We start from the raw sequence: 13,773 nt of genomic DNA, 5'->3' as shown, positions 1-13,773 counted from the left end.
CAACTATACGCTAATAATAAACATAACCGTATAAAAAGCCAGCAGAAGTCGCTAAACTTCTACTGGTTGCTGAAAAACTGTGCAGTTATTTCGAGTTATTGACGAATTGTTCTTAAATTTGGTGCTTTTTCGTTAAGCGTCGAGCGAAATGGATTGATATCTAAGCCACCTCGTCGAGTGTAGCGGGCAAAAACCGTTAGTTCATCAACTTGACCAAAACGTTGAATATCACAAAAAATACGCTCTACGCATTGTTCATGAAACTCATTGTGCTGACGAAATGAAATGAGGTATTTAAGCAAGCTCTCATGAGATATTTTTTTGCCAGTGTATTTAATGTAAACACTCGCCCAATCGGGTTGGTTGGTGATTAAGCAATTCGACTTTAATAAGTGACATACTAAGTGTTCAGAAACAGTTATTGCGTTAGCGTGAGTTGCTGATGCCAATATTTCAGGCTCAAGCTTATAGTCATGGATCTCGATATCTAAATCATCAATGCAAACGGCAGGGCTATCTTGAATTTCGAGAGCAGGGCACTGGTCAACCGGAAAAAGTTTAACTTTTGCTCCTGCTTCGGCAACTAGAGATAAGTCTGTGGTTAGCGCATCTTCGACACTTTGCCATGAATCAAACTTTGTTTGATTAAAGCTATTTAAATACAGTTTGAAAGATTTAGACTCGATGATGTTGGCACTGGTACAGGGAAATCTAAATTCAGCGACAGCAACGACAGGTTTGCCTTTGCTATTTAGCCATGAAAGTTCGTAGCCATACCAGACATCTTCACCGCTAAAGGGGAGGCTCTTAGCATTAAGCCCTAATCCGTCTCTGTTTAAGCTTCTTGGTACCCCTTGAAGCAATTTTGCGTTATATTGGCTGCAATAGTCAGTTGTTTTCCCTAGCGTTAAATTACTAAGTTCTTTGGCGTTTTGATAAGTGCTCATGTTTTATGTAGCTTCTTCTAGGTTGTGCTATTTATTCAATATTGACGTTATTTTATAGGAATTAGTGTTTAGATGAAAATATCAAATGCCTCTGTGGTTGAGGCAGTGAAAAATTTTTCCCAAGAATATACCCAAGGGTACCTGAAAAAGTTTCAACATTTACCCATTACTGAACGAGATGAGAATTGGCCTTCACCGTGTGAACAAGGAATTCATCAAGAGCTTTATTCCTTGTGGCAACCGGTGGAAGTCATGGATGACTTATCGTTTGATAATGTTGAATCTGCATTGGAAATGACAATACACAATGATATTAAAGATTATTTTTCAACAATTTATTGTGATTCCTTGGATGCATATTGTGAAGAGGGTGATCTATCGTTATTGTTTGCATGGAATCAAGATGATTTTGCTCGTTTGCAGCAAAATATTATTGGTCATATTTTAATGAAAAATAAGCTTAAACAAAAACTAACGATATTTTTTGCGGTTACGGATGATGATGACCATATTATTTCATTAGATAATGAATCGGGTGAAGTTTGGGTTGAAAAAGTCGGCAGTGAAGCGCATAAGAAACTAGCAGATAGCTTGGCTGATTTTGTTAGTTCACTATCTCCACGCTTGCCGCCAAGTCAACTTGAGAGCTAAAAACTGTTATACAAAATGATAGCTAGGCAATTATTTCCTCTACGCTTAGCTACCTTATTTTTACTGATTTTCTACTTGTTGTTTGTTAACTGCTGTAAAAGTGCTTTTATTTCTTTTAATTCATTTTGAATAGGAACTAAGGCTTTTGCAACCTCTTGGGATATTTCTTCTGTCGCTTGATTTGTTACTTTTTCGGTTGTTTCAGCAGGTTTTTCATTTTTACTAGCAACAAACTTGGGATCGTGTTGCCAATTTTTCAGTACCTCGATGATTTTTGGTAGTGGTACCGGTTGGCTTAACCTTGCTTTAATTAATGCCACACTGGGGCTTTTACCTTGATTGGCAAGTTTATTGGCAATGATGGATATTTCATCAAATATAGTCATAATTCACAATTCAGATGTATAAGTGGCAATATTTTAGCGAAAAATACTAATGCTGTCTTGTGATATTTTTGACGATTTTTAACAAAACGCTTATTAATCAGTTCTTTATAATCTTGGTTTGGCATTTGCAAAAGACTAGACAAAATAACTACTTTCTTGAGAGAAAAATAATATGAAAAAATCACTATTAGCGTTAATTGTTGTTGCACCACTTACCATGGGTTTAACTGGCTGTGTTATTGCGGTTGGCGGTGAAGATGGCCATTCTATTAGCAGTAATTTTGAAGATCGTGAATATGAAAACAGAAAGAAAATAGCACGTATTCAACTAAATAGTGCGTTTTCAGCGGTTTCTCGTGAAATGGGCGTAGCCGATTTTAATGAGACATATTTGGATGACGGCAAAACCGTTAATGTTGTTTATTATCGTACACACCGTTTGCATAAAGACGGTTTAACAACAAAAGATGAGTGCACTAAGCTTGTTTTTGTTGATGATGTATTGACTGCTATTGAGCAAGGTCGTTAGTCGTTGCTTTAATAGTCATGTTAACGAGTTAAAAAAAAGGGGCAATAACCTGATGTGGTTACTGCCCCTTTTGCTCCCCCCTGAAACCTGGTATCAATTTTCAGCTAGCCTTAATGGCGCTTTTTCTGACTATGTCGTTGCCCACCTGACTTGTGACTTTTTCTACTAACGCTAGCCATTTTTGCTGCTGAACTCTTACTTGAACGATTATATTGCTTTTTATGACTGCTAGTATGTTTTGCCTTACTGGTCGATTTATTCGCCTTATATACCTTTGCCGGCTTGTGGGTTTTAACCGCTTTATCAGTATAAGTTGGCTTGTTTCCAGTGTAGCTTTTATTAACTTTCACAGTCTTAACCTTATGGGCATTGGGCTTACTACTTGAGTGAGTGCGCCACTTTGCATTCTTATAGGGCTCGCTTTTGTTCAAGTTATGTTTCTTAGCTGCCTGTTTGTTAATTTTTACGGCCTGATTTACTTTTAATTTATGACTAACCTTTTTATGTAAGGTATTGGTACTTTTATACTTATGCTGCTTACTGGTATGCAAAGAGGCATTTTTTGATCTGATTATTTTCTGCTGATGTCTGCTTGGCGTAGAACTACGGTATTTTTTTTGAATATGTGCAGTTCTATAAGCCACGCCTTTTCTATGATGTGAGTTATGTTGCCACTTTTTACCTTGGCGGCTGGTTGACACTTTCTTGTTGCTATGATGTTTGTAATAGCGAGATTTATGGTGATGCACAACAACGTGTCGGTTATGCCAATGCACACTACCAAAAAATAAACCCACGGTTAAATGAACAGGGTTATGCCAATAATAAGGTCCATGATGATGGCTGTAGTGGCTAGGATAATGCCAGTATACAGGTGGCAAATGTGCCCAACGCCAGTGTCCGTAAATTTCACGGGTATTATAATAAGGTACATAAATAACCTCAGGCGTTGATGGCTTTATAATGATGGTTTTAGTTTCTCGAACAATATTAACGTTGTCCATTTTATCGAGATTGCCGGCAAGATCTGCCTGTTGACGCAATGACTGAACACTTGCCAAAACTTGCTCTTGGTCTTGTAAGAAGGCATCGCCTAAATTACGCATCCAGTGCAGGTCATTACTTAATTTTTGCAAAATATTTGCAAAAGGTAATAGTGCTTTAACACTGGCATCCCAATCCTTATTTTCTGCCTGATCAGCAAGCTCACTATCAGTTAAATGACTATTGTTTGCGAGCCAACGTTCGGCATCAACGACCTCGATAGGATACGTTGCGGCAATAAGAATATGACTAAGGAGTGAGTCAGGGTATAAGGCGATAGGTGCTAGCATCTGCTCAAGTTCAGCATTACTAAAAGCACTGCTTTGTGCTGGCAAAGCTGCTGAGTCATTATTTTGGTAGGCATTGTCAATACCTGAGGCTATAGCCAAGTTCTGTGATGCAGTTAAAGACAAAGCAAGCGCACTTGAAAGAGATACAATCAAGCGACTTAGTGATTTGTTTATTTTTAAGTTTTTCATTTCATCACTCCAAATTACCGACCAATTAAAAAGCTGTAATCAATAAAACAAAGGTATTAATGCTGTTTCATTAATGAAGACAATTTAAGTTATGTTGGCTATTTTACGAGTTGTAAACTGAACAAGAGCTGAACAAGATTATATTTTTTAAAATTGCTTAGTTTATTAAGAAGGAACGCGTAGATAAGGGGTAAAATATGAATTTAACCTTGATGCTAGAAGGCATTGATTTACTTATTATAAAGTAGCTTGAATTAAGTCACTTTATTTATGTTATCATCGTAGAAGTTAGTGTGGAAATTTCAAGCTAAATCTAGCGCCATTTAAACGCTCTGACTTTTCAATGACAATACTGCCTTGGTAACTATCAACTAGATCTCTGACAATTGCTAACCCGATGCCATGGCCATGTTGATAGGTGTCTGCTCGTGTGCCACGTTGTAAAATATCTTCACGCAGTGCCGGGCTGATGCCTGGACCATCATCCTCGACAATCATAGTTGTAAAGCCATCTTGATTACTAATATTTAGACTGACTTGGTAAACACAAGCTTTGCATGCGTTGTCGAGTAAGTTACCCAATATTTCTAGTAAATCTGCTTCGTCGCCTTTAAATGATAATTGTGCTTCGAGATGAGAAGTGATCTTGAGCGATTTATCCTGATAAATTTTTTCCAAACTGTTTATTAATTTATCGACGACTGGTTTAACTTTTGTGCCTAAGTACCAGGAAGACTGGCCTGCACTTTGCGCTTTGCGCAGTTGATGTTCTATCATGTCATTGATAATACCAAGTTGCTCTTGTGTCAGTTTTGATAGCTGCGACTGACTTTGCACTACGGCCAGTGGAGTTTTCAAACTGTGGGCAAGATCGGATAGGGCATTACGGTAGCGCTGTCTTTGTTTTTGTTCAGCGCTAAGCAGCAAGTTCAACTGGTCGGTGACCTGAGATAATTCTGTAGGGTAGACAGCATCTAAGCTTTCGCTAGTACCTTGCTCGACACTCTTTAGCTCTGAGCGTAGCGTTTTTAAAGGCTTTAACGTCCAGATTGACCAAAGGTATTGAAACAGCAATAGAATTGCCATTAGGCCAGCCAAGCCAAGCAAAAGTTGATGATGAAATTCAGTCATCATTTTATTTAAGTTATCTTTTTGTTTAATAATATGCAAAGTCATAGGATAAGGCTGTTCTTCGCTACCATAGCTAATTGTTATGCTATAGGTAAAATGCGCCTTTGTGTCTATATCGGCCAGATAAAAGTCATGCTCACCTAAACTAGGTTGATGAAATTGCTGAGCTTGCCATACCGAGAGTAATGATTGAGAGCTCCACAGTTGCTCGGGAATTGATTGGGAGGGAGCTAGCTGTGTGGTTTGCTCACTATTACGTTCGCGGTTGGCTGATGTGACAGAAGTTAAAACGGCATAAAGTCCAGATTGACTAACGTTAAACTGAGTTTCAAGTAATTCATCCGGCATCATTAGTGTATCATTTTCGACTTCAATAATAGCGAGAATGGAAAAGGAATAGGCGGTTAGTTCATTTTTTATCCCCGCGATCATATGCTTTTCGTAGGCATTGCTAATGATAACCCCAACTAAAGGCAACAAAATAAAAATCATCAGTAAAGCGCTAAATAGCACTCTATTTCGCAAGGAATTAAATGAGGTTTTTATTTTATTTAGCAATGCGCGTTACCCATATAAATATTGAAATATCAGAATGATGTTAGTCAAATTTCTTTAACAAATAACCTTGGCCACGTAAGGTTTCAATAAATTTATATTGGTTTTCTGGATCTAGCTTTTTGCGTAAACGTCGAATAAATACTTCGATGACGTTTGAGTCTAAGTCAAAGTCTTGATCGTAAATATGTTCGGTGAGTACGGTTTTTGATTTCACTTCACCTAGGTGATGCATTAAATACTCAAACAACTTATATTCATAACTACTCAGCGATACGGGGGTTTGATTGACCAAAACTTGCATGCTGGCGGTATTAATTGAAAAAGGGCCATTTTCAATTACAGGACTTGCTTTACCGGCACTGCGGCGAATAAGTGCATTTAAACGTGCTAACAATTCCTCAATATGAAACGGTTTGGTTAAGTAGTCATCTGCGCCGGCATCTAGGCCCGATACTTTATCTTGCCAGCTACCGCGTGCGGTTAAAATTAATATTGGAAAGTTAAAACCTTGCTCTCTTAGCGCCTTTACCACACTAACACCGTCAAGTTTGGGTAGACCTAAATCAACAATTGCAGCATCGTATGGACATTCTTGACCTTGAAATAAGCCTGATTCACCATCACCTGCGACATCAACACTATATTGTGCCGATGTTAAATGGTCTTTAATTTGTTGCTGTAGGTTTTCATCATCTTCGATTAACAATATGCGCATGCATTAACGTCCCGATACACGGCCAGATTTGGCATCAACATTTACCGAAATTACATGACCGTTGTCTTTTAGTAATTTCACGCGATAACTAGGGTTATTTTTAGAGCCACTAGCATTTACTTTTAAGACCTTGCCGCCATATTTACTTTTAACAATACGAGCGGCTTGCTGAGCACTTATTGATTTTTTCTGTTTAGATTTTGCGTATTTTGCCGGTGCACTTATTTCTAACCCGTTATTAGGCTCAAGGCTAGCATGTGCTGAGCTTGCAATAAAACAACCTAAAAGAGAGATAATAAGTAACTTACGTTTCATTTTTCCACCTGATCTAATCGATAATATCAGTCAGTTTAAAATAATGGCTGATGTAATCCAAGTCGATGTTAATTATTAACTATAAAAACTGAATAGTTACTGAACAGATCCATCAAAGTCGTTAAATAATTTAATATTGTCTTAAACAGATGTTCAGCCAAGGTTCAGATTAATTTAGGTTTAATAACAGTCATAATTTATGAAGAGGCTGGAATTATGTTTAATCAATATTTAAAAATAGCGTTAGCGTTAACTGTTGTTTTAGTGAGTCAATTATCAATGGCAGAAAACACTGAGCAGATCGGTAAAACGCATCAATCCGTTGGACAATTTAAGAAGCTATTGACGACTAGTGAACAGAGCAAAGCATCTATATTAAAAGATGCTAAATCGTCATTGGCTCTTAAGCCTTCAGAGCACCTAGGAAAATTGCGAAATGACGTGAACGAACTTCGAAAAATAGAGGCTAATTTATCGCAGTCACGCTTGGTCACTAAACAAAAGCAAGCGTTGAATGGCTTGGCTGGTACAGCAAGTGCCCATCATAGTTTTGCTATTTACTCTGGTTACAGTGAGCTACTAACCGATATTGATGGTGACGGCTATTTCCGATCTTTTAGTGTTAGCTTTGATGCCGATGTTTTATCCCCTTTTGCTAACGAGCAAGCGCTGGTTTATGCCGATTTATATTTTAGTGAAAATGGTGGCCCTTGGATTTTGTATTTCTCAACAGATGATTTTGTTATTACCGCCGATAGCAGTGATGATGAATTTGAAGTGATCACACAACTAGATTCGGGTTACATCCCTGAACATTACGATGTGCTGATTGATTTATACGAAGTGGGTTATGGCGATGTGGTTGCCACCTATAGCTCTGATGATACCAATGCTTTATATTCTTTGCCTTTGGAAAGTAGTGATTATGATCCAGAATATATTGAGGTTGTGCATGTTGAAGAACATGGCGGCAGCAGCCATTGGATGTTTATCAGTATTATGCTGTTTATGTTATTCCGTCGTCGCTTTAAACATAAGTAAACTATCAGGCGAAATGAAGCTATTTCACGTGAATATGCATTTAAATAGCGAGAAATAGCATTGTTTAATAATGTTGATGAAGATTTAAATTTGACCTGATTTCCAAAAAACTGATAAGGTGAGCGCATAAAAATAACAATAAATCTTATCATTTATGAGGGAATCTAGATGTCATCAGCAGTCATTGACGAAGCAAATGTCGATATTAAAGCCGCTTATTTATCTGCAGAGGATTTAAAGTTAGCGGCGTCATTATTATATCAAGCCTATCATGACGACCCGGTATTTCTTGAGATTTTTTCCGCTGAAAAAAATGACTATGAACAGCGACTACGAGCGTCTATTCGAGAAGAACTTAGTGCTTTTTGGCAAGCAAAACAACCAATGATAGGACTTTATTTAGGCGAGACTATGGTTGGTGTGGCATGCTTGAATAATCCTGAAGAAGGTGTGGCTTCTGAACGGTTTTGGCATTGGCGCTTAAAGATGTTACTTGGTGCGGGTTACTTTAGTACCAAACAAATGATCGAAAAGGAAAAAGTGGTCTTAGCAGCAGTGCCGTTGAAAAAATTTCATATGTTGTCATTTATAGCCATTCATCCGTTACATCAACATCACGGTTTTGGCCATTACTTAATGGCAGCAGTGAACACTATTTTGACTGAACACAAAGACAGTGAAGGCGTTGCTGTATATGCCACGAGCAAAAAATATAAAGCATTTTTTAATGATGTAAATTACCAGTTTATTAAAGAAGTCGCCGTTGGTAACGTTTCTGGCTCTTTAATGGTTTATTATCGTGAAAAAGATAACATGTAATTAAACCTATGTTATAACTGAAAAAGGAGCATCAGCTCCTTTTTTTATTTTTCCTGAGAAAAGTCTATTTCGACCGAACGTCCATCGAGAATAGCAATATTTTGATATTGCCAACCTAACTTAGTAACGATTTTTTCCACCAGCCGTAAGCCTAGGCCATATCCGTAGTCATTGGCTGTATTATTGACCACTGTGTTGTTAGTTTTTTGCTCAGCTTCGGCATGGTAATTTACATTATCGATACGCACCTTATGCTGGTGGCAGGTTATATTTATCGCACCTTGCTGAGTATATTGAAATGCGTTTCGCAAAATATTACTCAGTACTAATCGACAAGGTGTTGCCGCAATATATAACTCGCTGTCAGTTAGCGAGGTAAAAACTTCTACCGACTTGCCATTGAGTAAGTAGTTATTGTCTTCGATCAATTCAACTAACGTCTGTTTTAAACTCACGGCTTCAGTTAATAGTTCAGCTTCTTGTTCGCGGCTAAGCCAAAGCAATGTTTCGGTAAGTTGTTGCATATTATGTGCGGCTCTAGTAATACGACTTACCGCGTTTTGGCTTGCGGGAATATTTATTTGTCTGCAAGTCTCAGGTGATAATATTCTGGTCAACAGCTCACTATTGCTGCGCACCACTGCAATGGGGGTTCTTAATTCATGACTAGCGTGACGTAAGAAGTCTTGCTCATTTTCAACGAGATTTTTGATCTGCAAAAGTGTTTGTTTTTGTTTATCTGCAATGAGATTTAGTTCATCAAAATTAAAATTTGGAGTTGCTTCTTTTACATTATCTAAATTTAACTGGCCGACCCAACGAGCTAAGTGATTGAGCCGCTTAAGGTTATATTTTAAGGTTAGCTTAATGGCTAAATGTATCAATAAGAAAAAAAACAATGCGATGGGGAGCGTTAGCGTTGCTAAATTAAATATTTTGCTATTTGTAGAAAGGGCATATTTCTCCCGATTAATATGGCGAAATAAAAATAACATTTTGTTGTCGACCAAAGGTAAAGCAACAACATAAATAACTTCTTTTGGAGAAGGTAACCAATTGTTTTTATAAGTTAAGACAACATTGTTATTGACTATGCTAGTGGTTTTTTCAAGCTCAGGAAAGTGTTGCTGATTGGCAATGGGCACATTACGCCAATCGATAAAACCGGTAAAGTGCAGTGAGTTTGGCGGCAGCAGCGTTTTGTTTTCTTTATAGCGCATGGCGAAGTGTTGGGCTTCTAATTGTAAGTCTTGATAATTTGACTCATCTAAACCGGCGATAAAATAATAATTTACGATCACTGTGTAGGCCAAGATAAACGCTAGGACGACTATGGTTTGTGTTTGTAAAATAAACTGCTTTAGTGAGAATGTTTTATTTTTTTTTGACGATAGAATATTAATCATTTTTATTTTTAAAGATAAAGCCTTGACCTGGAATCGTGTGAATTAGCTCAGGTTCATTATTTTTATTTAATTGTTGACGTAGTTTAAACAAATGAACCTTCAAGCTATTGCTTTCTGGTGAGGAATCCCCCCAAACCGTTTGCAGTAATTGTTGTCTTGTTAGAACGTTATTTGCTTTGCGCATCAGCAGCTCGAGCAACATCCATCCGGTAGGTGAAAGTGATAGCCGCCGACCATTTCGATGCGCTTGTTTTTCTGAAAAATTTAACTCAACACCGTATTTGGTTAATTTATTACTTTGACCACTGATACGTTTAGCTAAGACTTGGATCCGAGCAATAAGTTCTAACATGGCAAACGGTTTTATTAAGTAGTCGTCAGAGCCGGCATTAAAACCGGCTAATTTGTCTTCTAAGGTGTCGCGGGCGGTTAGCATTATAATGGGGGTTGATATACCTAGCTCTCGCATTTTCATGCAGACACTTAGGCCATCCATGTGTGGCATATTAATATCGAGTACGACCACATCAAATGAATGTTGCTTGAGTAAGGTTAAAGCGAGCATGCCATTACTGGCATGATCACAATAAATATTTTCTAAGGCGAGGTACTCAATTATGGTACTGGCTAAATCTAAATCGTCTTCCACTAGCAGTACATTATAATTCATCGACTGACCTTGAAAAATAGCCCATATAGCACCGGCACTACACCCAGCGTTAATATGGTGCCTATGCCTAAACCAAAAGCTAATACCGTAGCCATACCGTAAAACATAGAGCCACTGTCCATCATTAATGGTAATAGCCCCATAATGGTGGTTACTGTCGTCATGGTGATAGGACGTAGACGAGTTAAACAAGAATTTATAATGGCTTGATAAGCATCTTTGCCTTCGGCGCGTTCAATATCAATCCGATCGATTAACACTATGCCATTATTGATAATTATGCCTGCCAAACTGTAAATACCTAAGGTCACCATAAAGCCGAACGGTGCGCTCATTATTAGTAGCCCAGACACGGTGCCAATGAGGGTCAAAGGGATAGTTAATATAATAATCCACGCTCTACGAAATGAGTTAAATTGCATGACAAGTAAGATAACGACTAAACCTAACACAAACGGCATATTGGCACTTAGTGCTTGTTGCGCTTCAGCTGACTGCACAATAACACCATCGTATTCAATATGATGATTAACCGGTAAATCTTGTGCAAGCTTTTGAATATCTTCGTCAATAACCAGTTGTAGATCTTGTGCGGTCATTTCAGTATTACTGGCTTCAACCGTAATCGTGGTAAACATATCCTCGCGCTTTATTTTTGCGAATTGATTTACCGGCATAAAGTCTGCAACCTGCAATAATGGAATTGCAGTTGAAGAGCCACTCGACATCACGGAAACCGTACGCAGCCTATCAAGGTTTGAGCGTTCTGCTTCATTAGCTCGTAAAATAATTGGGATAATATCATCACCATCACGATACTCAGTGACAGAAGCACCGGAGAAGAAGCTTTGTAATGCCGTCGCGATATCTTCAGAGGTAACACCTGCTCGTCGAGCTCGATGCTGGTCAACTTTTACTTGTACCTTTACAATGCGATTCTCCCAATCAGTACGCACATTTTTGGTATAAGGCACATTTTGTAAAACCGTCATGATCTCTTGCGCTTTGTCGTAGATCACGCCTTTATCAGGTCCTTTGACTTGAATGCTGATAGAGCTAGAGTCTGACGGGCCAGCGAACATACGTTTTACTCGGGCGGAAATATTAGGGAAATTGTCTAATAATGCGTTGTGCATTTCGTTAACGACAGTATCTAAGTCTGTACCTGATTTTATATTGAGAATGATAAAGCCTTTATTGTCAGCGGGATCTTCTGGGTTTAACGATAAAACAAACCTAGGCCCGTTGAAACCAGTATAGCCTGCATAACTGGTGACTTGCGGGAAGGTTTCTTCTTTATCAAGCCAAGTGAAGATGTCTTGCATTTGGCGATTGGTTTCTCGTGTTGAGGTACCATTTGGTAAATCAACATATACCATGATTTGCATACGGTCGGAATCAGGGAAAAATTGTTGTTCGACATATTTAAAGCCTGATAAGGAAACAAAAAGTATGGCAATCATGGCGCTTAAAAATAACACTTTATGGGCCATTATCCAGTGCAAAAATAATTCATACTTGCCATAGAAGCCGTTTGCACTACTCGCATTTTGGCTGGTAGCTGCTGTCTGTTCGTTAGGCTTTTTTTCATCTGTTTTAATGAAAAAATAACATAAGGTTGGTGTAACTGTAAGGGCGAGTACCCAGCTGGTCATTAAGGTAATTAAAATAACTAATGACACTGAACGAGTGAATTCACCGGCAATATTTTCAGCCAACATTAACGGTAAGAAAAACAAAATGGTGGTGATAGAAGAGCTTAGTAAAGGCAGTGCCAGTTCTTTGCCTCCTTGACACATGGCTTGAAAACGATCGGCACCACTTTCAATTCTTCGTTTAAAGTCTTCAGCGATAACGATACCGTTATCAACCAATAAACCAAGCGCGATAATCAAAGTCGCTAAACTCATTTTTTCTAATACCATACCGCTAAACTGCATGATAGCTAAGGTCGTTAACATAACAAAGGGGACAATTGAGCCAACGATAAGACCTGTACGCATGCCTAAAAATACAATCACAACCACGAGCACAATGGCGAGTGTTTGAAGCACGCTGGTTGAAACTCCGCTAATACTTTGCTGTACCTGATCTGCTTGGAATGTTGCATAGTCAATGTTGTAGCCTATCGGCAAGGTATTGGTAATATCTGTTACTAATGACTGAATTCGTGGGGCGTATTCCAATAAATTGTATTCAGGTAACATGGATACCGCAAACATGATGGCTTGCTTACCATTATAATAGGCTGGCTGATAAGGCGGGTCGATATAGCCTTTGCGAATAGTAACAAGGTCTTTAACGGCAAAGCTCTCATCAGTGCCAGGAATGCTAATTTGGGTATTAGCGACTTCATCAATAGAGGTAAAGTTCCCCGTTGGTTCAACCACCATAGATAACAGGCCGGTATCTATTTCCCCACCTGAACTAATAATATTTTGGTTACGCAATTCATTAATTATGGTTGCGGGTGAAATACCTAATTGTGATAACTTAGCGTTTGCAACTTCAAGAAATATCCGTTCATCTTGAGCACCAATAATATCAACTTTTTTAGTGCCGTTGACGGTATAAATGTTGTCGCGTATGTGTTTCGCTATATCGTACATCTCACCAAGTGAGAAACCGTCGGCGGTTAAGGCTAGCGTGACAACAGAGACATCACCAAAAGAGTCATTAATGTGAGGTGTTAGCGTACCGCTAGGTAAATTAACTTCTGCTTGCTTAACTTTATTGCGTAGATCTTGCCAGATATTGTCGAGATTAAAGTAGCGGTCATATATTTCGACATGGATCACCGAGCGGCCAGTCACCGAAGTCGAGCGAATTTTTTCTACTTCTGGAATTTTGCGAATTTCTTTTTCTAATGCGCGAGTGATCAATTGCTCTACTCGCTCGGGCGCCATGCCCGGAAATGACGTGGTTACTATGGCGTCACGAATGGTAATGGTCGGGTCTTCTTGCGCGGGCAAGGTAAAGTAGGCAAATGCACCATTAATTAAAAGTAGTGCTAATACCATAAGTACGGATTTTCGATACTTGAACGCTATTTCAGTAAAATTCATATTATTATTGTTCCTGA

At 38.5% G+C, this 13,773-nt stretch carries 13 protein-coding genes; 4 read left to right on the top strand and 9 right to left on the bottom strand.

All coding sequences use genetic code 11. The annotated features are described in order from the left end of the window. Positions 1–95 precede the first annotated feature (95 nt). A complete protein-coding gene (queF, locus tag AC27JP_RS10055) occupies positions 96–947 on the bottom strand; it encodes an NADPH-dependent 7-cyano-7-deazaguanine reductase QueF (RefSeq protein WP_487114613.1) in 852 nt (283 codons plus the stop codon). Positions 948–1,019: 72 nt separating this feature from the next. Here queF and syd point away from each other — a divergent pair, with 72 nt between their 5' ends. Then, positions 1,020–1,598 carry a SecY-interacting protein gene (gene syd, locus AC27JP_RS10050; protein ID WP_487114611.1) on the top strand — a complete coding sequence of 193 codons (579 nt, stop codon included), beginning with the start codon at positions 1,020–1,022 and terminating at the stop codon, positions 1,596–1,598. 71 nt (positions 1,599–1,669) lie between these two features. Here syd and AC27JP_RS10045 read toward each other — a convergent pair whose 3' ends face one another. Then, positions 1,670–1,984, bottom strand: coding sequence for a hypothetical protein (locus AC27JP_RS10045; protein WP_487114609.1), 315 nt, complete (start codon positions 1,982–1,984; stop codon positions 1,670–1,672). A gap of 172 nt (positions 1,985–2,156) precedes the next feature. Here AC27JP_RS10045 and AC27JP_RS10040 point away from each other — a divergent pair, with 172 nt between their 5' ends. Further along, on the top strand, positions 2,157–2,513 hold the full coding sequence (locus AC27JP_RS10040) for a DUF3192 domain-containing protein (RefSeq protein WP_487114607.1): 357 nt from the start codon (positions 2,157–2,159) through the stop codon (positions 2,511–2,513). Between the two features lie 110 nt (positions 2,514–2,623). On the opposite strand, the gene AC27JP_RS10035 is transcribed toward AC27JP_RS10040, so the two are convergent. The 4 genes from AC27JP_RS10035 to AC27JP_RS10020 form a co-directional block, all read right to left on the bottom strand. Further along, the gene (locus tag AC27JP_RS10035; protein WP_487114605.1) at positions 2,624–4,036 is read right to left on the bottom strand and encodes a DUF3300 domain-containing protein; all 1,413 of its coding nucleotides are present in this window, start codon (positions 4,034–4,036) and stop codon (positions 2,624–2,626) included. Positions 4,037–4,324: 288 nt separating this feature from the next. Continuing rightward, a complete protein-coding gene (locus AC27JP_RS10030; RefSeq protein WP_487114603.1) occupies positions 4,325–5,725 on the bottom strand; it encodes an ATP-binding protein in 1,401 nt (466 codons plus the stop codon). A 40-nt stretch (positions 5,726–5,765) separates the two neighbouring features. Then, complete coding sequence (locus AC27JP_RS10025) at positions 5,766–6,440, bottom strand: response regulator transcription factor (protein WP_487114601.1); 675 nt, start codon at positions 6,438–6,440, stop codon at positions 5,766–5,768. Positions 6,441–6,443: 3 nt separating this feature from the next. Then, positions 6,444–6,755: a PepSY domain-containing protein gene (locus tag AC27JP_RS10020; RefSeq protein ID WP_487114599.1), complete on the bottom strand. Its 312-nt coding sequence runs from the start codon at positions 6,753–6,755 to the stop codon at positions 6,444–6,446. A gap of 216 nt (positions 6,756–6,971) precedes the next feature. On the opposite strand from AC27JP_RS10020, the gene AC27JP_RS10015 reads away from it, so the two are divergent. Further along, complete coding sequence (locus tag AC27JP_RS10015) at positions 6,972–7,796, top strand: choice-of-anchor H family protein (protein WP_487114597.1); 825 nt, start codon at positions 6,972–6,974, stop codon at positions 7,794–7,796. A gap of 168 nt (positions 7,797–7,964) precedes the next feature. Then, positions 7,965–8,615: a GNAT family N-acetyltransferase gene (locus tag AC27JP_RS10010; protein ID WP_487114595.1), complete on the top strand. Its 651-nt coding sequence runs from the start codon at positions 7,965–7,967 to the stop codon at positions 8,613–8,615. Positions 8,616–8,659: 44 nt separating this feature from the next. On the opposite strand, the gene AC27JP_RS10005 is transcribed toward AC27JP_RS10010, so the two are convergent. The 3 genes from AC27JP_RS10005 to AC27JP_RS09995 are packed head-to-tail and all read right to left on the bottom strand — an operon-like array spanning position 8,660 to position 13,756. Continuing rightward, complete coding sequence (locus tag AC27JP_RS10005; RefSeq protein ID WP_487114593.1) at positions 8,660–10,021, bottom strand: sensor histidine kinase; 1,362 nt, start codon at positions 10,019–10,021, stop codon at positions 8,660–8,662. Then, positions 10,014–10,691 carry a response regulator transcription factor gene (locus AC27JP_RS10000; RefSeq protein WP_487114591.1) on the bottom strand — a complete coding sequence of 226 codons (678 nt, stop codon included), beginning with the start codon at positions 10,689–10,691 and terminating at the stop codon, positions 10,014–10,016. The genes AC27JP_RS10005 and AC27JP_RS10000 overlap by 8 nt, the downstream gene beginning before the upstream one ends. Further along, complete coding sequence (locus tag AC27JP_RS09995; RefSeq protein WP_487114589.1) at positions 10,688–13,756, bottom strand: efflux RND transporter permease subunit; 3,069 nt, start codon at positions 13,754–13,756, stop codon at positions 10,688–10,690. Before AC27JP_RS09995 ends, AC27JP_RS10000 begins: the two co-directional genes overlap by 4 nt. Between the last annotated feature and the right edge of the window lie 17 nt (positions 13,757–13,773).

It is taken from the genome of Colwellia sp. SU-HH01172 (assembly GCF_057553355.1).
This window is presented reverse-complemented; position numbering and strand designations above follow the sequence as displayed.